The 21,520-nt window shown below is 48.1% G+C and carries 18 protein-coding genes; 11 read left to right on the plus strand and 7 right to left on the minus strand.

All coding sequences use genetic code 11. From position 1 onward, the window contains the following. Positions 1-21 precede the first annotated feature (21 nt). The 3 genes from murJ to miaA are packed head-to-tail and all read left to right on the plus strand — an operon-like array spanning position 22 to position 3,484. The gene (murJ, locus tag DXE44_RS07690; RefSeq protein WP_114653920.1) at positions 22-1,575 is read left to right on the plus strand and encodes a murein biosynthesis integral membrane protein MurJ; all 1,554 of its coding nucleotides are present in this window, start codon (positions 22-24) and stop codon (positions 1,573-1,575) included. A gap of 5 nt (positions 1,576-1,580) precedes the next feature. Then, complete coding sequence (locus tag DXE44_RS07695; protein ID WP_114653921.1) at positions 1,581-2,423, plus strand: SirB1 family protein; 843 nt, start codon at positions 1,581-1,583, stop codon at positions 2,421-2,423. A gap of 56 nt (positions 2,424-2,479) precedes the next feature. Next, positions 2,480-3,484 carry a tRNA (adenosine(37)-N6)-dimethylallyltransferase MiaA gene (miaA, locus tag DXE44_RS07700; protein ID WP_114653922.1) on the plus strand — a complete coding sequence of 335 codons (1,005 nt, stop codon included), beginning with the start codon at positions 2,480-2,482 and terminating at the stop codon, positions 3,482-3,484. A 12-nt stretch (positions 3,485-3,496) separates the two neighbouring features. Here miaA and purM read toward each other — a convergent pair whose 3' ends face one another. Continuing rightward, positions 3,497-4,549 carry a phosphoribosylformylglycinamidine cyclo-ligase gene (gene purM, locus DXE44_RS07705; RefSeq protein ID WP_114653923.1) on the minus strand — a complete coding sequence of 351 codons (1,053 nt, stop codon included), beginning with the start codon at positions 4,547-4,549 and terminating at the stop codon, positions 3,497-3,499. A gap of 73 nt (positions 4,550-4,622) precedes the next feature. Between purM and DXE44_RS07710 the strand changes: the two genes are divergently transcribed. The 6 genes from DXE44_RS07710 (at position 4,623) to panB (ending at position 9,911) form a co-directional block, all read left to right on the plus strand. Further along, positions 4,623-5,612 carry an AI-2E family transporter gene (locus DXE44_RS07710; protein ID WP_114653924.1) on the plus strand — a complete coding sequence of 330 codons (990 nt, stop codon included), beginning with the start codon at positions 4,623-4,625 and terminating at the stop codon, positions 5,610-5,612. Between the two features lie 12 nt (positions 5,613-5,624). After that, a complete protein-coding gene (hda, locus tag DXE44_RS07715) occupies positions 5,625-6,383 on the plus strand; it encodes a DnaA regulatory inactivator Hda (RefSeq protein ID WP_114653925.1) in 759 nt (252 codons plus the stop codon). A gap of 19 nt (positions 6,384-6,402) precedes the next feature. Further along, on the plus strand, positions 6,403-7,083 hold the full coding sequence (locus DXE44_RS07720; RefSeq protein WP_114653926.1) for a histidinol-phosphatase: 681 nt from the start codon (positions 6,403-6,405) through the stop codon (positions 7,081-7,083). Beyond that, positions 7,080-8,480 (plus strand): polynucleotide adenylyltransferase PcnB, encoded by a 1,401-nt coding sequence (gene pcnB / locus DXE44_RS07725; protein ID WP_114653927.1) that lies wholly within the window; start codon positions 7,080-7,082, stop codon positions 8,478-8,480. Before DXE44_RS07720 ends, pcnB begins: the two co-directional genes overlap by 4 nt. Positions 8,481-8,550: 70 nt before the next feature. Then, a complete protein-coding gene (gene folK, locus DXE44_RS07730) occupies positions 8,551-9,078 on the plus strand; it encodes a 2-amino-4-hydroxy-6-hydroxymethyldihydropteridine diphosphokinase (protein ID WP_114654397.1) in 528 nt (175 codons plus the stop codon). Positions 9,079-9,095: 17 nt separating this feature from the next. After that, positions 9,096-9,911, plus strand: coding sequence for a 3-methyl-2-oxobutanoate hydroxymethyltransferase (gene panB, locus DXE44_RS07735; RefSeq protein ID WP_114653928.1), 816 nt, complete (start codon positions 9,096-9,098; stop codon positions 9,909-9,911). Positions 9,912-9,921: 10 nt separating this feature from the next. Here the strand turns inward: panB and dnaJ are convergent, their stop codons facing one another. The 5 genes from dnaJ to hrcA form a co-directional block, all read right to left on the minus strand. Beyond that, a complete protein-coding gene (gene dnaJ / locus DXE44_RS07740) occupies positions 9,922-11,052 on the minus strand; it encodes a molecular chaperone DnaJ (protein WP_114653929.1) in 1,131 nt (376 codons plus the stop codon). A 98-nt stretch (positions 11,053-11,150) separates the two neighbouring features. Further along, positions 11,151-13,085 (minus strand): molecular chaperone DnaK, encoded by a 1,935-nt coding sequence (dnaK, locus tag DXE44_RS07745; protein ID WP_114653930.1) that lies wholly within the window; start codon positions 13,083-13,085, stop codon positions 11,151-11,153. A 174-nt stretch (positions 13,086-13,259) separates the two neighbouring features. Further along, positions 13,260-13,820, minus strand: coding sequence for a nucleotide exchange factor GrpE (gene grpE, locus DXE44_RS07750; RefSeq protein WP_114653931.1), 561 nt, complete (start codon positions 13,818-13,820; stop codon positions 13,260-13,262). A gap of 82 nt (positions 13,821-13,902) precedes the next feature. Then, complete coding sequence (gene hemH / locus DXE44_RS07755) at positions 13,903-14,997, minus strand: ferrochelatase (RefSeq protein WP_114653932.1); 1,095 nt, start codon at positions 14,995-14,997, stop codon at positions 13,903-13,905. 39 nt (positions 14,998-15,036) lie between these two features. Next, on the minus strand, positions 15,037-16,059 hold the full coding sequence (gene hrcA, locus DXE44_RS07760) for a heat-inducible transcriptional repressor HrcA (protein WP_114653933.1): 1,023 nt from the start codon (positions 16,057-16,059) through the stop codon (positions 15,037-15,039). A 37-nt stretch (positions 16,060-16,096) separates the two neighbouring features. Between hrcA and DXE44_RS07765 the strand changes: the two genes are divergently transcribed. Next, positions 16,097-17,002 (plus strand): NAD kinase, encoded by a 906-nt coding sequence (locus DXE44_RS07765; protein ID WP_114653934.1) that lies wholly within the window; start codon positions 16,097-16,099, stop codon positions 17,000-17,002. 26 nt (positions 17,003-17,028) lie between these two features. Next, complete coding sequence (recN, locus tag DXE44_RS07770) at positions 17,029-18,699, plus strand: DNA repair protein RecN (protein ID WP_114653935.1); 1,671 nt, start codon at positions 17,029-17,031, stop codon at positions 18,697-18,699. Positions 18,700-18,703: 4 nt separating this feature from the next. Here the strand turns inward: recN and glnE are convergent, their stop codons facing one another. Beyond that, entirely contained in the window at positions 18,704-21,520 is a 2,817-nt protein-coding gene (glnE, locus tag DXE44_RS07775; protein WP_114653936.1) for a bifunctional [glutamate--ammonia ligase]-adenylyl-L-tyrosine phosphorylase/[glutamate--ammonia-ligase] adenylyltransferase, read from the minus strand.

Raw genomic sequence — 21,520 nt, forward strand, 5'->3', positions numbered from 1 at the left:
TAAATAGGGGAAAATTAGCCCATGAATCTGCTTTCTGCTGCCGCCAAGGTTAGCTCCCTCACCATGCTCTCTAGGATCACTGGACTCCTCCGGGAGACCCTGATTGCCCGTAGTTTTGGGGCTTCAGAGTGGACGGATGCCTTTAATGTGGCTTTTAGACTGCCTAATTTGCTACGCCGACTCTTTGCCGAAGGGGCCTTTTCTCAGGCATTTGTACCCATTTTGGGGGAAATTTCGAGTAAGGGTGACGTAAAACAGTCCCAAATCCTCGTAAATGCCGTTGCCACGCTCTTATTCTGGGCTTTGTTGCTCACGGTACTCCTGGGGGTGATCGGTGCCCCCCTGTTGATTTTGGCGATTGCTACGGGCTTTGAGGGAGGTCCAGCATACGAGGCAAGCGTAGTCATGACCCGAATCATGTTCCCTTACATTGGCCTTATTTCCATGGTTTCCCTATCAGCCGGGATTCTCAATACTTTTGGCCGCTTCGCTATTCCAGCATTTACCCCAGTTTTACTCAATTTAGCCCTGATCGGCAGCGCCATCTTCTTGGCACCCCATCTGGATCAACCGATTTATGCCTTGAGCATTGGCGTCCTTGTGGGTGGCTTCTTGCAGCTTGCGATTCAAGTTCCAGCGCTATCCCGCCTCGGCTTATTGCCTAGAGTGAGTCTCTTGCCCGGAGCCATCAAAGCAGCCATTCAAAATCCAGATGCAAAGCGCGTCATGAAACTCATGGGTCCTGCGGTATTTGCAGTCTCCGTTGCCCAGATTTCCCTGATCATCAATACCAATATTGCCTCTCGCTTACAAACCGGTAGTGTGTCCTGGCTCTCTTATGCGGATCGTCTGATGGAGTTTCCGACGGCCCTCTTAGGCGTAGCGCTAGGAACTGTCTTACTGCCAAGTCTGAGTAAGGCAAATGCAAAAAACGATTTAGTACATGCTGGCGAACTTCTCATTTGGGGATTGCAGCTCACCTTTTTGCTAGCGGCCCCTTGCGCAATTGCTCTCTTTATTTTTGGTGAGCCGCTAGCAGCGGTGCTATATCACTACGGCAAGTTCAATGCCATGGATGTCCTCATGACACAGCGTGCACTGGCAGCTTATGGCGTTGGACTCATTGGTCTCATTTTGGTGAAGATCCTGGCTCCCGGCTTTTATTCACGACAAGACATCCGCACACCAGTGAAAATTGGTTTGTTGGTCTTGGCAGCAACCCAATTGGCTAATTTAGCTTTTGTTCCCTGGCTAGGCCATGCCGGCCTTGCCCTTTCCGTGGGTGCTGGCGCCTGCCTAAATGCAACGCTACTGTGGGTTGGCCTACATCGTCGCGGTGCTCTACCTAGCGCTGCATGGTTAAAGTACTTAGGGCAGCTCTTACTTGCCTTAATACCTTTTGCATTTCTTTTGTATTACGCAGCCACTGCACACGATTGGATCGCACTGCAATCTAGCCCCTGGATCCGCATTGGATTAGTAGCTGCCTGGCTAGCTGCTGCAGCAGTAGTTTATTTTGCAGCCCTCTGGCTTGTTGGCATTCGCTGGCAAAAATTCCTGCGTCATGCAAAATAGCTTTTATGTCAACACAACAACTTGACTATTTCACATCCCTCGTAGCTGAGGACGAGCACCTCCCTTTAACGGAGGCAACGGTAGCAGTTGCGCAACATGCTTATCCTGATCTCGATGTTCAAGGCGTTCTCGATCAGATCGATCAATGGGGAAATAAGCTGAAGCAACGCATTACCTCTGATACACCACCGATTCAGCGCCTGCAATTGCTCAAGCATTTCTTTTACAACGAATTGGGATTTGGCCCAAATCCGAATGATTTTTACGCGCCCGAGAATTCTTATCTTCATCAAATCATTAAGAATCGTCGTGGCATTCCAATCTCCTTAGCAATCTTGATGATGGAGCTTGGTCAGCAAATTGGTTTGAATATTCGTGGGGTATCTTTCCCCAATCACTTCATGATGCGCATCTCCTTACAACAAGGTGAAATCATCATGGATCCATTGAATGGCGAGTCCCTCTCCAAGAATCAATTGCAGGAAATGCTCGACCCTTACCTCGATGCCAAAGGCTATCGTGGTGAACTCAGTCTGCCACTCAATATTTTCTTGCGCGCCTCTAGCTCTCGAGAAATTCTCTCCCGCCTTATGAGAAATCTCAAAATGATTTACTCCGAAGACGAGCGTTGGGAGCGTCTTCTGGGCATTCAAGAGCGCCTTGTCATTTTGTTACCAGAGTCAAGTGAAGAGATTCGAGATCGCGGCTTGATCTTCGCGCAACTAGAGTACGTTCGTCCTGCGATAGCCGACCTTCATCGCTACTTAAGCGAAATGCCTGGCGCAGAAGATGCAGCAGACATTCGTGAGCATATTGCTACCCTAGAGAGCCAAACAAAACTGCATTAAGCAGTAGGCTCGTCAATCTCAATAGAGATTGCAGCGTTTCATTCCTATAATGTCTTATGCAAACTGAACCTCACATTCAGCCTACGCATTCACCTCTTCAGCCACCCATACTCTGTATTGTTGGCCCCACAGGCGCAGGCAAAACCCATCTCGCCATGGCTTTGGCAGAGCATGCCAAGCTCATAGGTAGAACGGTTGAAATCATCAGCATGGACTCTGCCCTGGTTTATCGCGGATTAGATATTGGAAGCGCCAAACCAAGCAAAGCAGAGCAGGCTGCGGTTCAACACCACCTGATTGATATCTTAGAGCCCACTGAATCCTATTCAGCAGCGCGCTTTGCAAATGATGCCAAGCGACTATGCGTAGAAATTCGTGATCGTGGGAATATTCCTATTGTGGTGGGCGGCACGATGCTGTATTGGCGGGCCTGGGCCTATGGCCTCTCTTCTTTACCGCCTGCAGATCCTGAAATCCGCGCCCGCCTCGATGAGCAAGGCAAATTGATTGGCTGGCCTGCGATGCATGCCGAACTCGCCAAAGTAGACCCCATCACTGCGGCGCGTTTGCAACCCAATGATTCTCAACGGGTACAGCGTGCTTTAGAAGTTTTTGAAATCGCCGGCAAACCAATGTCAGAACTACTAGCGGATGCTCCAAGCGAAGATGGCAGAGAAGGTTCAACTATTCCGGAGTGGATTGACCTCATTTCGCTAGAACCCAGCGATCGCTCGCGCTTACATCAGAACCTAGAAAAAAGATTTGATGAAATGCTCATTGGAGGATTGTTAGAAGAGGTTCAGCTACTTAGAAAAAATCCAAACCTGCATGGTGACTTACCTGCGATTCGCTCTGTTGGCTATCGACAAGTCTGGGAGTTCTTATCCGGAGAAGTGGATCTAGCTGAAATGCGCTACAAAGCACTGGCAGCTACTAGGCAACTTGGTAAGCGACAGTTAACGTGGTTGCGTGCAATTGCTGGAAGAAAAACTTTCGACCCCTTCAACTCGCATGAGTTAAATGCAGCACTTGATTGCTGCAAGCAAAGCCTCAGCAAATAGGCTTTAGGAGTATTAAATAACGATAGTTTGTGGCGCGCCAGTTGGACGTTCTACAACTTCACCAACGGTCCAAGCATGCAAACCTTCAGCCTTAAGTGATTGAATTGCAGCATCTGCTTGATCGGCAGGCACAATGACCACCATACCAATACCGCAGTTAAATACGCGCACCATTTCTGCATCAGCCACGCCACCCTTCATCTGCAACCAGCGGAAGAGTTCTGGCATTTGCCAGCTATCGCGATGTAATACAGCTTGCGTATTTTCTGGGAGCACACGCGGCACGTTATCCACTAAACCGCCACCAGTAATATGAGCTATACCCTTTACATCGATCTCATTGATCAACTTCAACAGCTGCTTCACGTAAATTTGTGTAGGGGCCATCACCACATCGCCCAATGAACGGCCACCCAAATCATCAGTTGGTTTTGCGCCAGCACGCTCAATAATTTTACGAACTAATGAATAACCATTGGAATGGGCACCACTCGAAGCAATTGCCAAAACCACATCTCCCGGGGCAATCGTTGCACCAGTAATGATTTTAGATTTTTCAACAGCGCCAACAGCAAAGCCGGCTAAGTCGTATTCACCTGGAGGATACATACCCGGCATCTCAGCAGTTTCACCACCAATCAATGCGCATCCTGACAATTCACAGCCCTTAGCGATGCCACCAACGACAGTAGCCGCAGTGTCGACAGTGAGCTTTCCGCATGCGAAGTAGTCTAGAAAAAAGAGAGGTTCAGCACCCTGAACCAAAATGTCATTCACACTCATTGCCACCAAATCCTGGCCGATCGTGTCATGACGATTCCACTCAAAGGCTAATCTGAGCTTTGTGCCAACGCCGTCAGTACCAGATACCAATACTGGCTCTTTGTAGCGTTTTGGCACCTCAAACAGGGCACCAAAGCCACCAATACCCGCCAATACGCCTTCGCGCATGGTTTTCTTAGCCAAAGGCTTAATGCGGTCTACCAAATCGTCTCCAGCATCGATATCGACACCAGCGTCACGGTAGGAAAGGCCTTTTGAGGAAGAATTGGTAGTTGAGTTCATGGCAGAGATAGAAAATTAGTAAAAAACGCTACTTGGTCGGTAGAATCATTGAATTCTAGAGGATTCGAGCACGATGGCTGAAATTTTTACCCCTTTTCTAACCGCATTTATTCTGGCTTATGCCTTGCGCCCAGTTTGCTTGTGGCTTGAGGGGCATAAGCTACCCCGCGCAGCTGCAGCAGCGATTGCCATGATTCTGGGCCTGGGAGTGGTTTTTTTGATTTTGAGCCTATTTATTACGCTCCTCAAAACCGAAATCCCTCTAATCAAGGCGCAATTTCCAGAATGGATTCAAAACACGCAAGCCTGGCTTGAGCCAAAACTGAGTGAATTTAATGTCCATGTGGATTGGAGCACTCTTAAATCCAGCGCCACCGAGAAAATTACGACGCATCTCAATGACAATTCTGATGCGCTGATGACATCCACACTAGAGACGGTATTGATGTCTGGTAGCTCAGTAATTACCGGATTCGTCAATGCAGTGCTGACATTATTTGTGATGTTTTATCTACTGATCGACTGGGATCATTTTTTTCAGTTACTGAAAAAAATTGTGCCCCTGAGAGCACAAGATACCGTACACCATTTAATCAAGCATGCTGATGGCTTACTCTCCCAGTATCTCAGGGGGATGCTCATGGTGATTTCCATCATGTCTGTTTTTTATAGCACTGGATTAAGCATCATTGGAATTAAAGGCGCTGTGGCCTTAGGCGTATTCACTGCACTCATGATTGTGATTCCTTATATTGGCATTACCGTGGGGTTCACCTTGGCCATCCTCGCAGCCCTTCTGCAATTTGGACCGGAGGGTGCAATCATTGGCGTGCTGGTGCTATACGGGCTGGGTCAATTCATTGAAGGCTTCTTCCTCACGCCACGCCTAGTGGGCGAGCGTATTGGCCTTCATCCAGTTGCCGTGCTATTTGCATTGCTACTGTTTGGAAACTTATTTGGCTTTTTTGGCGTGCTCTTAGCATTACCAATCAGCGCAGTCGGTTTAGTGCTTTTGCAATATGGCTGGTCACGCTATACCCAAAGCCCTTGGTATCAAAAGTAAATTTCTGCAGCAATGAATAAGCCTTCACTACCAAAGCAGTTTGCGCTCGACATTGGTCATACGCCCAAACCCAGTTTAAGTAATTTTTTAGCTGGAGAAAATGGGGCGCTGCACTCTGCTTTAGTAGCCCTAGTCAAATCCTGGGAATCACACACTCCAAGATTAGTCAGCGAGAATCCCCTGAATCAACGCTGGATCTATTGGTGGGGATCAGAAGGCTCTGGTCGCACCCACCTACTCGATGCAATTGGCAACGCAGCCCAACAATTGGATTTAGAACACTTCCCCCTCACTCCCAATGAGCCCATTTCCTGGGTACGCCTCGAGGAAGGCTTGCCCGCCCTCTGCGCAAGCGATAAACCCTCTGTAATCACTGTGGATGACGTGGATAGACTGGATGAGCGCTTGGTGGCCTCTTTATTTCGCATTCTGAATGCGATTCAGGGTAGCAAAGCAGTTCATATTTTCATGGCTGGCAATGCCGCCCCGGGCGCTTTAAAGCTCAGAGAAGACCTTCGCACCCGCCTGGGATGGGGTTTGATCTTTCAAACCCACCTTTTGTGCGATGATGAGAAAATAGAAGCTTTACAACAAGCGGCGCAAGCGCGCGGCTTAGTTTTATCCCCAGATGTATTACCTTGGTTATTAAATCGCTTTTATCGCGATATGCCTAACCTCATGGCCCTAATTGATGCTTTGGATGCCTACTCACTAGAAACAAAACGTGCTGTCACATTGCCCCTCGTACGAGAGCTGTTGCAGCCCAAATAAATTAATTCATATTCAATTCGTGACCCAATTAGCCCTTTTCGACCTAGATCACACATTACTCCCCTGCGATAGCGATTATGAATGGGGCCAGTTCTTGGCACGCATAGGCGTAGTTGATAGCAAATACTATGCACAGCAAAACGAACGCTTCTATCAAGATTACAAGGATGGAAAGCTCAACATCCAAGAATTCCTTCGGTTTACATTAAAACCGCTCTCGGAACATTCTCGTGCGCAACTCAAAGAATGGCATGACGCCTTTATGCATGAAGTAATTACCGGTCAACTTCGGCAAGAGGCGATTGATCTAGTGAAGCGTCACCAAGATGCTGGCGATCTTTGCTGCGTTGTCACTGCAACCAATAGCTTTGTGACTAGACCCATTGTTGAAAGTTTTGGCATAGAACATCTTGTGGCCACTGAACCTGCCACCGTGGATGACAACCCCCTCGCCGATTTCACTGGTGAAGTCAAAGGCGCTCCAAGTTTCCGGGAGGGCAAAATTCAACGGGTACATGATTGGCTTGCCACTCAAAATCACGCATTGGGTCAGTTGCCACAAAGTTATTTTTATTCGGACTCAATGAATGATTTACCTCTCCTGGAAAAAGTCAGCAATTCTGTTGCCACCAATCCAGATACCCGACTGCGTGAAGAAGCTACAAAACGCAACTGGCCCATACTTGAACTGTTTGCATGATTACCAAATTTATTAAACGTATTTTGCGTCGTGACCCTATGGTCAGACACACTGCCGTACATACCTCTGGCGCCCCCAAACGAATTCCTAAAAAATCTCACCGCATTGACCCGGCTTTACTCTCCAAAAATGCAGTGAAAGTAACCCAGACATTGCAACAAGCTGGCTATGAAGCTTTTATTGTCGGTGGCGCAGTGAGAGATTTGGCGCTAGGCATTGGGCCTAAAGATTTTGATGTGGCAACTAATGCTACGCCCGAACAAGTGCAAAAACTGTTTCGTAAAGCACGTCTCATTGGTCGCCGCTTCCAGATTGTGCACGTCACTTTCTTTGGCAAAGGTCAACCTGAAATCATTGAAGCATCTACCTTCAGGGCCTTGCTGGAGAACGCTGGCGAGCACGTAGCCGAAAATGGTCGCATCCTGCGTGATAACGTCTGGGGCAGCCAACATGAAGATGCTGCACGTAGAGATTTCAGTATTAATGCGATGTACTACGATCCCTCTACCGAGACCGTGCTTGACTATCACGGTGGTATGGCTGACATGCAGAAGAAAACATTACGCATGATTGGCGATCCCGCCAAGCGCTATCGCGAAGATCCCATCCGCATGCTGCGTGCGATTCGATTTGCAGCTAAAACAGGCTTTACTTTGGATGCGGCGACAAGTGTGCCTATCGCTAAATTGGGCAAGCTGATTCATGATGTTCCATCAGCCCGCCTCTTCGACGAAATCCTCAAGCTACTGATGTCCGGTTATTCATGGGCTGCGATTCAAGGTTTAAAAGATGTCGGACTACATCACAGACTACTTCCTTTACTCGATCACATCTTAGATAAGAGCGCGGGTTCTAAAGAGGCAAATGATTTTGTTCGCATTGCACTCGCCAATACCGATCAACGCATTCAATCTGGCAAAAGTGTTTCGGCAGGCTTCTTATTTGCCACCTTGCTCTGGCCAGACCTTCTCAGCAATTGGAAAAAGAATATTGCCAAAGGGATTTCCAATATTCCCGCATTGCATGATGCAATGGATGAGGCCATTGCCAGCCAAAGTAGCGGCATGGTGATCCAGCGTCGCTTCGAAAGTGACATGCGAGAAATCTGGTCTATGCAACCCCGCTTTGAAAAGCGTGTTGGACGCTACCCTTATCGCCTCATTGAGTCCCCACGATTTAGAGCGGGTTATGACTTTATGTTGTTGCGCTGCGCCACTGGCGAGAAAAACCCATCCTTAGGCCAATGGTGGACTGACTTCATTGCCGCCGACCCCGCAGGGCAGGAAGCCTTGATGGCCAGCGTCAAAAATGAGGCTGGCAATAGTGCCTCCCCTGCAAAACGACGCCGCCGTAGAAAACCTAAAGCAGCTACCCCAGCAGAAGCTTCAACAGACTAAGCAGACTTGAGAAAAATTCAGTAAAGTAGGTCCGATAGTTTCATGTAGTTTTCTCTTGTTTGGAATGAGCATGGCTCGAGCTTTTATTGGATTTGGCGGCAATATCGGTGACACACGTCAGCTCATTACTGACGCGATTGTGTGCCTCGCGCAGCGTTGTGAACTCCAAATTCTTGCCAAAAGCTGCTTCTACCAAAGCGCGCCCTTTCAAGCTGTTGGGGGCGACTACATCAATGCAGTCATTGAAATCGAAACGCAACTAAGCCCCTACGGCTTATTGCATGTCTGCCAAGCAGTTGAACAAGAATTTGGTCGTGAGCGCCCTTACACCAACGCACCTCGCACAATTGATCTGGATATCCTGGCATTTGAGGGTGTATCCCAAACAGATACAGAACTCACCATTCCCCACCCCAGAACCATTGAGCGCTCTTTTGTTCTCCTGCCTTTACTGGAAATTGCCCCGAATTTCTTTTTGCCCAACTGGGGTGAACTCAAGGCCTATCTACCCAATGTAGCAGATCAGCGCATCGAAAAACTCCCTTGCCGCAACTGTAATTGCGGTGAAAAAGACGTTTATAGCCAATCTGTGCATTAATTCATTAAACTCACGCCATGGGTTACTTACAAGGCGAAAAGCCAATCACAATCTCTAAACTCCTCTCCATGCATGCTGAGGGTGAAAAAATTTCGATGCTGACAGCATACGACTCCACAATGTCGGCCTTATTAAATCGCTGCGGGGTGGAAACTATCCTCATTGGGGATTCCTTGGGTAATGTCATTCAAGGTCACTCAAGTACTACGCCAGTAACTGTTGAACAAGTGGCATATCACACCGAATGTGTAGCCCGCGCCAACTCTCACGCCTTCATCATTGCCGATCTTCCTTTTGCTAGTTATGGTGATCCGGTTCAAGCCTTGGACTCAGCTGCAGAACTCATGCGTGCTGGTGCAGATATGGTCAAGCTTGAAGGTGGTGCTTGGCAAATCGACATCATTCAATATCTAGTAGAGCGCAGCGTCCCTGTTTGCGCTCACCTGGGACTTCTACCTCAATCCGTACATCTTTTGGGTGGCTACAAGGTTCAAGGTAAATCAAAGGATGCTGCAAGCTTAATGTTGGAACAAGCGATTGCTTGTGAGCAAGCTGGTGCCCAGATGATTGTGCTCGAGACTATCCCCTCTTCATTGGGCAAACTTATTACTGAATCGCTTTCTATTCCTACCATTGGAATTGGTGCAGGAGCAGATTGCTCCGGTCAAGTGCTGGTATTGCAAGATATGTTGGGCATCAGCCCTGGAAAACCGCCAAAGTTTGTAAAAAACTTTTTGGATGGTCACACCTCAATTGAAGCTGCAGTCAAAGCCTATGTTCGAGAAGTGAAATCCGAAAAATTCCCCGGACCCGAACACGGCTTTGCTGGATAAGCTTTACTAGCTAGCTAAAAAAACTCTTCACGCCATCAAACCAACCCTTTTGATGCGGGTTATGTTTGTCGCCACCAGATTTGAGGCTGTCATCAAACTTTTGCAGTAATTTTTTCTGCTCATCCGTCAGCTTCACCGGCGTCTCTACAGCAATGTGAACGAAAAGATCGCCCACCATCGTAGAACGTAGTCCTTTAATTCCTTTATTACGCAAACGGAATGTTTTTCCAGTCTGCGTTCCCTCAGGAATCGGAAACTCGACGCGCCCTGAAAGCGTTGGCACCTCAATATCACCACCAATTGTCGCAGTAGCAAAAGAGATTGGCATTTGCACATGCAGATCGCTACCATCGCGCTCAAATACCTTGTGGGTCTTCACCCTCACTTCAACATAGAGATCGCCGGATGGCCCGCCATTTACGCCTGGCTCACCGTTACCAACTGAGCGCACGCGCATACCATCATCAATGCCCGCAGGGATTTTGATTTCAAGTGTTTTTTGTTCTTTGTGTTTACCGCTGCCATGGCAAATCTTGCATGGTTTCGGAATGTACTCACCGGTGCCGCGGCACTTAGGGCAAGTTTGTTGCATTGAGAAGAAGCCTTGCTGGACACGAACTTGGCCATGACCATCGCAAGTAGTGCATCTCTCAGCTTTACTACCAGGCTCCGCGCCAGTGCTGTGACATGGTTTGCAGTCACTCCAACTTGGCACTCGAATTTGCGTGGTGTAACCCTCTGCGGCTTGCTCGAGAGTGATCTCCATGTTGTAACGCAAATCGGCACCCTTATAAACCTGGGGTCCCGACTGACGTCCACCACCCTGGCCAAAGATATCACCGAAGATATCGCCAAAAGCATCAGCAAAACCACCGCCAGCAAAGCCACCGCCGCCAAAACCACTAGACCGGTCAACGCCTGCATGACCGTATTGATCATAAGCAGCACGTTTGTTGGGATCGGTTAAGGTTTCGTACGCCTCTTTAACTTCTTTAAATTGCGCTTCTGCTGTTTTGCTATCGGGGTTGCGATCAGGGTGATGCTTCATCGCCATTTTCCGATAAGCCTTTTTTAGCTCCTCATCGCTGGCACCTTTCGCAACACCAAGCACTTCGTAATAATCGCGTTTACTTTTAGACACAAAATTCCTCTCAACAACCTGAATGACACAAGTCGGCACGAGGCCGACTTGTTATTGAAGTACTTCTAAACTACGTTAAATAGCTCTCAATTAAGGGATTATTTCTTGTCATCCACTTCTTTGAAATCTGCATCTACTACGTCAGCATCTGGAGCGGCCGCTTGTGCACCGCCAGGAGCTGCGCCAGGTGCAGCGCCACCAGCTTTAGCTTGTTCAGCAGCCATGGCTTTTTCGCCCAACTTCTGACTTGCTTTACCCAAGGCTTCGGTCTTGGCTTCAATAGCAGCTTTATCGCTACCCTTGATTGCTTCGTCCAACTCTTTCAAAGCAGCTTCGATAGCTTCTTTCTCGGAGGCCTCTAAAGCAGAACCATGCTCTTCCAAAGCTTTCTTGGTTGAGTGAGCCAAAGCATCAGCAGTGTTGCGCGCTGTTACTAATTCCAATGTTTTTTTATCTTCATCGGCATTCGCTTCAGCATCTTTCACCATGCGTTGAATTTCTTCTTCAGTCAAACCAGAGTTTGACTTAATGGTGATCTTGTTCTCTTTGCCAGTCGTTTTGTCTTTTGCAGTGACATGCAAAATACCGTTGGCATCAATATCAAAAGTCACTTCAATTTGCGGCATACCGCGTTGCGCTGGAGCAATGCCTTCCAAATTAAACTCACCGAGCAATTTGTTGGCAGCAGCCATCTCACGCTCACCCTGGAAGCACTTAATTGTTACCGCAGGTTGGTTGTCTTCCGCTGTGGAGTAAACCTGTGAATGCTTAGTAGGGATAGTGGTGTTCTTCGGAATCATCTTGGTCATCACGCCACCCAAGGTTTCGATACCCAATGACAATGGGGTTACGTCCAAGAGCAATACGTCCTTACGATCACCAGACAATACTGAGCCCTGAATCGCAGCACCAACAGCAACTGCTTCGTCTGGGTTCACATCTTTGCGCGGCTCTTTACCGAAAATCTCTTTTACCTTGTCCTGAACTGCTGGCATACGGGTTTGACCGCCAACCAAAATCACGTCATCGATGTCGGCCACATTTACGCCAGCGTCTTTAATTGCAGTCAAGCAAGGACCAGTCGTACGGTTGATCAACTCTTCTACTAAAGACTCCAACTTAGCGCGAGTGAGCTTCAAGTTCAAATGCTTAGGACCGCCTGCATCAGCAGTCACGTATGGCAAGTTGATTTCAGTTTGCTGTGCAGATGACAATTCGATCTTGGCTTTTTCAGCAGCGTCTTTCAAACGTTGCAATGCCAATACGTCTTTACTCAAATCGACGCCTTGCTCTTTCTTGAACTCGGCAATGATCCAATCAATGATGCGTTGGTCAAAGTCTTCGCCACCCAAGAAGGTATCGCCGTTAGTAGAGAGCACTTCGAACTGCTTCTCGCCATCTACGTTAGCAATTTCAATGATGGACACGTCAAATGTACCGCCACCTAAGTCATACACGGCAATCTTGCGATCTACTTTGTCTTGCTTATCCAAACCGAATGCCAATGCAGCAGCAGTTGGCTCATTGATGATGCGCTTGACATCCAAGCCAGCGATACGGCCAGCATCTTTAGTAGCTTGACGTTGGCTGTCGTTGAAGTAAGCAGGAACAGTAATCACTGCCTCAGTTACTTCTTCGCCGAGATAGTCTTCGGCCGTCTTTTTCATTTTGCGCAGAATTTCTGCTGATACTTGTTGTGGCGCCATTTTTTTATCGCGCGCTTCAACCCAAGCATCACCATTATCTGCTTGAACAATTTTGTAAGGCATCAAACCGATGTCTTTTTGCACTTCGGCATCAGTAAACTTACGACCCATCAAACGCTTCACCGCGTAGATGGTGTTTTTAGGATTAGTAACTGACTGGCGTTTTGCAGGTGCGCCAACCAATACTTCGCCGTCTTCAACGTAAGCAATGATGGATGGGGTTGTGCGGGCGCCTTCGGCGTTCTCGACAACTTTGGGTGCATTGTTTTCTACAACGGAAACACACGAGTTTGTGGTTCCTAAGTCAATTCCGATAATCTTTCCCATAATGACTCCAAAAATTAAGTTATGTGTAATTTCGTAATACTGCGAATAAATCGATATCCAATAAATGGGGTCGAAAAGAGAGAATTCAAGGGCTAAAAATGCAAAAAAGGCAGAAATCTGCCTTTTTATCCTGCTTTTTTGCCAAAAACCCTCTAATTAGAGGCCCAAATTGACTTATTTGGGTGCGCTCACGGTTACTAGAGCTGGGCGCAGAATGCGATCGGCAATCGAATACCCCCTCTGGAGCACTGAAACCACGGTATTGGCCTCTTGATCAGATGGTACCGAAGCTATCGCCTGGTGGTGATGCGGATCGAACTTGTCACCTACAGCGGGATTAATTTCCGTCATACGACCTTTTTCAAAGGCGGAAAGTAGCTGTTTTAGGGTAATTTCCAAGCCCTCTTTAAAAGCTTTGGCATCCACTGCCTCTGCATTCAACGCGGCATACAGACTATCGGTAACCGGCACGAGATGCTCAGCAAAACTTTCAATTGCAAACTTATGGGCCTTAGAGACACCTTCAGCAGCTCGACGACGAATATTCTCGCCTTCAGCCTTGGCGCGAAGATAGTTGTCTTGCATCTCAGTGAGCTTTTGGTTTAATTCGGCAATCTCTTGCTCTGGAGTTTTGACTTCATCAGATACAGGCGCTGCATCAGCGCCACCCTCTGCTTGAGCAAGCGGCTCAATATTTTCTTGCTCGGGGGATGGATTTTGATTTTCTTGGATCATGGGTACAAATTCACTTTTCTATCAGAATGGCTACTTCTCAATGATATGGGGCTGATTCAGGTAATTTCAAGAGTGATGGAGTTTAAGCAATTTTTGCTTTAGCAAGCCCTGCCAAACGATCACGCTCCTGCAACACTGCATCAGACTCAACGCCTAGAGTCCAGCCAGATAAATGCTGCTGGGCAATCTCGTACATCGCATCAATCCATTTTGGATTGCTATTGAGGCACGGAATATAGCGGTAATCTTTACCGCCATGCTCCAGGAAGATCTCGCGTGCTTCCATGGCAATCTCCTCCAATGTTTCCAAGCAATCCGCCGGAAAGCCTGGGCAAAAAATATCGACCCGCTTGCAACCTTGTTTACCCAACTCCTCAATCATTGGAGCTGTGTAAGGCTTGAGCCATTCGGCTTTACCAAAGCGCGATTGGAAAGTCACTAGATATTGCCCAGGCTCTAGACCCAAAGATTCGCCAAGTAAGCGACCAGTTTTTAAACACTCGCAATGATAGGGATCGCCCTTCATTAAATTGCGCTTGGGCAAGCCATGAAAAGACATTACAAGACGATCACCAGCAGCAAAATCTGGGCGACCATCTTTATCCCATGCAGTTAATACTTGGTCGCACAGCGCGTTAATGTAAACAGGATTATCGTGATAGTGCTTTATCAAGCGCAGCTCAGGTTGGTTGCGCCAAGTTCCGAGTACACGAAACACTTCATCAAAACTGGAAGCAGTCGTTGTCGCTGAGTACTGTGGATACAGCGGCAACAACAAGAGGCGCTCCATACCTTGTGCCTGCAAAGCTTCCAAGGCTTGCTGTGTAGAAGGCTCACCATAGCGCATGGCTAAATCTACCAGCACCACTTCCCCGTGATCAGCGAATTTCTCGCCCAACTCTTTGGCCTGTAGGCGAGAGTAATGCATCAATGGGGAGCCTAATTTTGGCAACCAAATGGAGGCGTATTTCTTTGCAGATGCGCCGCTACGAATCGGCAAAATAATGCCATTCAAAATGCACCACCAAATGATGCGAGGAATCTCTACAACACGGGGGTCAGATAAAAATTCTTTGAGATAAGCCCTCACCGCTTTAGCGGTTGGCGCGGAAGGAGTGCCCAAGTTCAGCAATAGCACTGCTGTCTTGGTAGGGCGTAAGTGGGGATTTTGATTCAAGGAAGATCCGTCTTAATTAAAAAGAGCAAAAAATAATTATTAAAGGTTTGTTGGGGAACTCAATGCACCAGACAACAGCCTAAAGGTGATATCAACGATCGGAATCACCCGATCGTATGCCATACGGGTAGGGCCAATCACACCAAGCGTTCCAACAACCTGTCCATCCACACTGTAAGGCGCACTAATGACTGCCAAATCTTCATAAGGTAGCAAATCACTCTCGCCCCCAATAAAGATCTGAATACCATCAGCATAACTGGATACGTCTAGTAACTGCAGGAGTACCGACTTTTGCTCCAGCATATCGAACATCTTGCGCAACTTGTCTAAATTGGTGCTGAGGTCACCGACATTGAGTAAACGACGCTCACCCGATAGCAGCATGTCTCCTTGCCCCATGCCATAGTCACTCACACCACTGTGCAGCGCCAAGGCCATCAAGCCAGAGATATCGCTTCGCAGGTTATCCAGATCGGAAGCCAAATGTGCACGCACCTCAGCAAAACTTTTTCCCGCGAACTGCGTATTAATGTAATTATCCGCCTCTACCAACTGGCTTGGGGTGTAGTCCTGTGTAGTAGGCAGTATGCGGCTTTGAACATCGCCTTCAGGGATCACCATGATGAGTAAGATCTTGCCTTCGCCCAGCCGTAAGAACTCAATGTGCTTGAATACTTGGGCCCGCTTCGGCGTCATCACCACCCCAGCAAAATGGGTCAAATTAGGCAGAATTTGGGCGGCGGAGTTCATTACCCTTTGCGGGGAATCTGGCAAAAGGCCTTTTTCCATCTCACGGGTGGCGATTTCTTCTAGGGGGCGAACGGTCACCATCGTGTCTACAAAGAGGCGATAACCTCTTGGGGTGGGTATGCGACCAGCCGAGGTATGGGGGCTAGTCACTAAGCCCATGTCCTCTAAATTCGCCATCACATTGCGAATCGTGGCCGCAGAAAGATCCAATCCCGAGAATCGAGATAGGGTGCGTGAGCCAATAGGCTGCCCCTCTTCGATATAGCGCTCGATGAGGGTTTTCAGTAAGGCGCGTGAACGATCATCCATAGTGGAAGGGATTTTATGCGTATGGTTTAATCGTTATATGTTAGGCCCATCCCCAAATTCCAGCAAAAAGGCGTTTAGCCGGGTTGCACTCGTCGGCAAATATCAGGCCGACGGTATGCAAGAGCGCCTTAAAGACCTAGCCAGCCTTCTGGCCGAGCAAGGTTGCGAGGTGTTTGTTGAAAGCGCTACCGCAAGCCATTTGGGGCTAACTGCCTACCCAGTCAAAAAAGTCGAGGAGTTTTCAGGCGCCATCGATCTAGCAGTTGTTTTAGGTGGTGATGGCACGATGCTTGGGATTGGCCGTCAGCTGGCAGGCAGCAAAGTCCCTCTGGTTGGCATCAATATGGGTCGCTTGGGTTACATGACCGATATCCCAATTCAAAACGTTCAAACAGTCTTGCCGCAAATTATTGCTGGTGAATATGAAGCTGACACGAGAACCCTGCTCGATGCCGTTGTCATGCGCAATGGCAAGCAGATTAATCAAGCTCTCGCATTAAATGATGTTGTTGTGAATCGTTCCGGCATTTCTGGAATGGTCGAACTTGCAGTCCGGGTCAATGGCTCGTTTATGTACAACCAACGCTCTGATGGCTTGATTGTATCGACCCCGACCGGCTCAACCGCTTATGCACTCTCTGCTGGCGGACCTATTTTGCATCCGCGCGTTGCTGGAATTCTGTTAGCCCCAATTGCCCCGCACTCTTTATCTAATCGCCCTATCGTATTGCCACAAGATATTGTGGTGAGCATTGAGGTGGTTGATGGCAGAGAGGTAATTGTGAACTTTGATATGCAATCGCAAACGGACTTGCAAACAGGCGACACCATTGAAGTTAGTCAGTCTCAAAAAACGATCACCCTACTTCACCCTCGCAGTCATAGTGATTACAAAACCTTGCGAGAAAAATTACATTGGAATGGGTATCCATCGACATTCTGATGTCGAAATTTTCGGTACGCTAAGGCATGCTTCAAACACTATCGCTTCGCGACTTTGTCATTGTTGACCAGCTAGAGCTAGATCTTTCCTCAGGCTTCACTGTCCTCACTGGTGAAACCGGTGCTGGTAAATCAATCCTCTTAGATGCACTCAGCCTGGTATTGGGTGAGCGTGCGGATAGCAGTCAGATACGTGTGGGCTGCAACCGAGCGGAAATCAGCGCCCTCTTTCGAATTGATCTCCAGCAAATTCAGCACTTTAATGAATGGCTTGATGAGCAAGGCTTTCCGATTGATGATGAAGGACAAACCCTACTACTCAAAAGAACTGTAGAGAGCAATGGCCGCAGCCGCGCGTTCGTTAATAGCAGCGTAGCAACCTTGGCACAACTTCGTGAGGCTGGCGATCAGCTGGTGGATATTCATGGGCAACATGCACATCAATTGCTACTTAAAGGCGGTGCGCAACGCGAGCTGCTAGATCGCCACGCAAATCACATGGATCTGATTGCCGAGGTCTCTCAATTATTTAAAACCCTCAATGAATCACGTCGCAAGCTAGAGCAAGCTGAAAATGCTGGGCAAGATATTGAACGTGAGCGTGAGCGTCTGGAATGGCAGCTAGAAGAACTGAGTGAACTCTCTCCGCAAGAAGGGGAATGGGCAGCCATCCAAGGTGAGCATGCTCGCCTAGCAAACGGGGCAAAAATTATCAGTGGCTGCCAAGAAGCAATTGATGTTCTCAGCGATGCTGATAACTCGGTAGAGTCCATCCTCTCTAAAGCTAGCGCCAATATGAGTGCATTAGCAGAACATGATTCTGCATTGAGTGCTATTAGTGAAGCGTTGGAGTCCGCACAAATTCAGATTGATGAAGCAGTACATAGCCTTAATCGCTACTTACAAAAACTGGACTTAGATCCTGCCCGCCTTAGTGAAGTTGAGGAGCGTATGCAAACTCTCCATGGTGCCGCAAGAAAATACCGCACTGAAGCAGATGACTTGCCAAAACTACTTTTGGATACTACCGAGCGTTTAGAGGCATTAACGGCCTTACAAAATATTGAGGCATTACGAGAAAAAGTAAAGCAGGAAGAACTTGCCTACCTGAAACAAGCAAAGCAACTCACACAAAAGCGTAACAAAGCCGCGCTGGATTTAGGCAAGCAGGTTACCGCTGCTATGCAAGACCTATCGATGGCAGGCGGGCAACTGGAAATTGCCTTGCAGCCCTTAAACGAAGGTAGTGCTCATGGTCTTGAGCAAATTGAGTTTTTGGTTGCGGGCCATGCTGGCAGCACCCCACGCTCACTAGCAAAAGTAGCTTCCGGCGGAGAATTGGCTCGCATCAGCCTAGCTATTAGCGTCATCACTAGTAAAGCGTCATTTACCCCAACTCTGATATTTGATGAGGTCGATGCTGGCATTGGCGGCGCTGTTGCAGAGACGGTTGGTAAGTTATTGCGTCAACTAGGCGAATCGCATCAAATTCTCTGCGTGACCCATTTGCCACAAGTAGCTGCACAAGGAAATCACCATCTGAAAGTCAGTAAATCCCAGGAGGGTGATACAACTCTTTCCCAGGTCATGCCACTGGGTAGATCTGAGCGAGCAGAGGAAGTGGCTCGTATGCTGGGCGGAGCAACCATTACCGATACTACACGCCGACATGCGAGAGAACTACTAGAGCAACATTAAGTTTTTAAGCGTTCGATGGCGCAAGAAATATTTCTTGCCATAAAGCTAACACCACTTCTCTTGCTTTAACCAGTTGAGGCTCAAGCTCTAAATCTACCCGTGTCTTTTCAGCGCCATCCAAACGCAAACGATGTTGACGCGCTCGTAGCAGGCGATAAGCATCTCCGACCTCTTGAGCTATGGAAGCTTGAATTAAACCCGTCTCTCCGGCAATTCTGAGCAAGGCGATATTACCTAGGTTACCGATCAGTTGTGGGTGGGTATTTGAAAATGCCAAGACTAAAAATTGCACAATAAACTCAATATCGACCATGCCACCGGCGTCGTGTTTTAAATCAAAATCGGGGGTCGGATTTGGATGTCCAGCATGGACCTTGCGACGCATTTCTAAAATCTCATGGCGGAGCTGATCAACATCACGCTTTTGGCTTAAGACCTCAAAACGCACATCATCAAAGAATGCTCCAACCCCTTTACTTCCCGCAGAGAACCTTGCGCGCGTTAGGGCTTGATGCTCCCAAACCCATGCAGCATTATCACCTTCACGTAGTTGGTATTTTTTAAACGCCTCGGCATTGGTTACTAAAAATCCTGCAGAGCCATTTGGACGAAGACGTGTATCGATTTCAAACAGGCTACCGGCCGATGTGTAAGCCGTTAGCCAATTGATCATACGCTTGGCTAGTAAGGCATAAATTTCTTGAGCAGCAAAATCCGCTTCTTCAGCTTGATATAAAAAAACCAAGTCCAAATCGGAGGCATATCCCAATTCTTTACCGCCCAACTTTCCGTAGGAGATCACCGCAAAGGGTGCGGTCGCATCAAGAGGTAACCCAAACTTCTTAGCAACGCTAGGCCATACACGCTCAAAAGTAGTCTGCAATATTAAGTCGGCTAAAGCAGATAAATGATCGCTAACCTTCTCGACTGAAAGCTCATGATCAACACCAATTCCCAAATCAGCCAACAAGGTGATGAATGTTTCGGTATGGTGGGTAATGCGCAAAATATCCATGGCCTGCTCTGAGCCATCGCCATCAGCCATCACGTCATCCAGACGCATTTCTAATGTGGCTTTTACTTCCCGCCAATACTCCTCAGGATGTTCAATGAGGGCCTTTTCAGTACGTGAGTTCAGCAGATAATCCAGGAGGTGGGGATGCCTAGTTAAATACTCCGCACCCCACTGAGAGGCCTTGAGCAAAGCCAATACATTAGATAGCGCCTGCGGATACTCGGAAAGAATCGACAGATATGCACTGCGCCGAGCAACCGCCTCCAATAAATCAAAAAAGCGAACCAAGGTCTGGTCCGCACTAATTCCTGTAGGCTGATCCGCCTGCAAACTATCTGCAGCCATACGAATCAGATTATTAAAAATAATTCTGCTTTTCTCTGGCAACTGTCTTTGCTTGGAGCTATCAGCCCAAGACAGCCAGCGAGCTGCAGACTCTGGGAATAGCTTGCCGTCCGGCTCCCATCCAGCCGGCAAGGAGGTATTGTCTAGACGCGCAGCATCATCAAGTACAAATGCTTTTTCAAAATAGTGCACTACTGCCGCTTGATGTTTATCGAGCTCTGACATGAAGGCATCTCGCTCTTGAATTTGATTGAGGCCAATCATGCCTGCTGCTAAGCGAGTACGAGCGCTCTCATCCTCAGGTAAATAGTGTGTCTGCTGATCCTCCCATACCTGAATACGGTGCTCTAAGCGGCGCAAGTATTTATAAGCCGCCTTCAGATCTTCCACTTCACTAGCAGGCAGAATTTCTTTTTGCTTCAGCAAGTCCAAAACTTCTAGCGTGGGACGAATGCGAAAACGGGGATCCGTGCCTCCGCGCATTAACTGAAACATTTGCGCCAAGAATTCAATCTCACGAATGCCGCCACGGCCCAACTTGATATCCCTGGATCGACCATGATGATTAGAGGAACGCTTCTCAGCTTCATGCTGTATCTGCGCATGCAATTCACGGATGGATGCAATCACACCATAATCTAAGTGTCGGCGATAGACAAAAGGACGAATGAGTTGATCGAGCTCCCGCTCACAATGGGCAAAAGCGGGTGATTCCGGTAAAGGCGCAATCAACCTTCCCTTAATCCAAGCATAGCGCTCCCACTCCCTGCCTTGCACCAAGAGGTACTCCTCGAGCATATCGAGACTACAGACTAAGGGGCCAGAATCTCCATTGGGTCTCAGGCGCATATCCACCCGAAATACAAAACCATTTGCATCATGCTCTGCTAATAGCTTTATCAAACGCTTGCCCATTCGAGTAAACCACTCGTGATAAGAGAGGCTCTTGGGGCCACCTTGCGTATCCCCTTCATGCTCATACAAAAAGATCAGGTCGATATCAGAAGAAAGATTGAGCTCTAAGCCGCCCAACTTACCCATACCCACCACCATCAAAGGCATCTCTGAATCAGTGACCTTGCTCCACGGTAAACCAAAGCGACGCTGTAGGTCTTCGCGAATATAGGCAATCGAAAGTGCTACCACCTCCTCAGCAAAGTGACTGAGTGCATGCGTCACCTCACCAAGACTGGCCACACCATTGAGATCTCGGAAGGCAATCCAGAGCATGAGGCGTTGCCTCGCCAACCTCAGATCAGCCATAAATTGAGCCTCATCCTGGTTCGGAACCGCTAAAGCATCCTGACAAGGGGTTAATAAATCCCCAATCCCGGCAACATCTACTTTGCAAGAGCCCTGTACACGAAGCCACTCTACCCATTCAGGGCGAGAATGGAGCCAACGTTGAGCGTAGCTGGAGTGCTGCTTTAGAAATTCAATTTGGGCAGGAAAGCTGGTCAT

Origin of the sequence: Polynucleobacter necessarius (assembly GCF_900095175.1) — a bacterium.
GTDB classification, from domain to species: Bacteria; Pseudomonadota; Gammaproteobacteria; order Burkholderiales; family Burkholderiaceae; genus Polynucleobacter; species Polynucleobacter necessarius_I.

Coding starts and splice junctions, on each gene's coding strand:
- murJ (WP_114653920.1), top strand. CDS start 22: ATGAATCTGCTTTCTGCTGCCGCCAAGGTTAGCTCCCTCACCATGCTC.
- DXE44_RS07695 (WP_114653921.1), top strand. CDS start 1,581: ATGTCAACACAACAACTTGACTATTTCACATCCCTCGTAGCTGAGGAC.
- miaA (WP_114653922.1), top strand. CDS start 2,480: ATGCAAACTGAACCTCACATTCAGCCTACGCATTCACCTCTTCAGCCA.
- purM (WP_114653923.1), bottom strand. CDS start 4,549: ATGAACTCAACTACCAATTCTTCCTCAAAAGGCCTTTCCTACCGTGAC.
- DXE44_RS07710 (WP_114653924.1), top strand. CDS start 4,623: ATGGCTGAAATTTTTACCCCTTTTCTAACCGCATTTATTCTGGCTTAT.
- hda (WP_114653925.1), top strand. CDS start 5,625: ATGAATAAGCCTTCACTACCAAAGCAGTTTGCGCTCGACATTGGTCAT.
- pcnB (WP_114653927.1), top strand. CDS start 7,080: ATGATTACCAAATTTATTAAACGTATTTTGCGTCGTGACCCTATGGTC.
- folK (WP_114654397.1), top strand. CDS start 8,551: ATGGCTCGAGCTTTTATTGGATTTGGCGGCAATATCGGTGACACACGT.
- panB (WP_114653928.1), top strand. CDS start 9,096: ATGGGTTACTTACAAGGCGAAAAGCCAATCACAATCTCTAAACTCCTC.
- dnaK (WP_114653930.1), bottom strand. CDS start 13,085: ATGGGAAAGATTATCGGAATTGACTTAGGAACCACAAACTCGTGTGTT.
- grpE (WP_114653931.1), bottom strand. CDS start 13,820: ATGATCCAAGAAAATCAAAATCCATCCCCCGAGCAAGAAAATATTGAG.
- hrcA (WP_114653933.1), bottom strand. CDS start 16,059: ATGGATGATCGTTCACGCGCCTTACTGAAAACCCTCATCGAGCGCTAT.
- DXE44_RS07765 (WP_114653934.1), top strand. CDS start 16,097: ATGTTAGGCCCATCCCCAAATTCCAGCAAAAAGGCGTTTAGCCGGGTT.
- recN (WP_114653935.1), top strand. CDS start 17,029: ATGCTTCAAACACTATCGCTTCGCGACTTTGTCATTGTTGACCAGCTA.
- glnE (WP_114653936.1), bottom strand. CDS start 21,520: ATGACCAGCTTTCCTGCCCAAATTGAATTTCTAAAGCAGCACTCCAGC.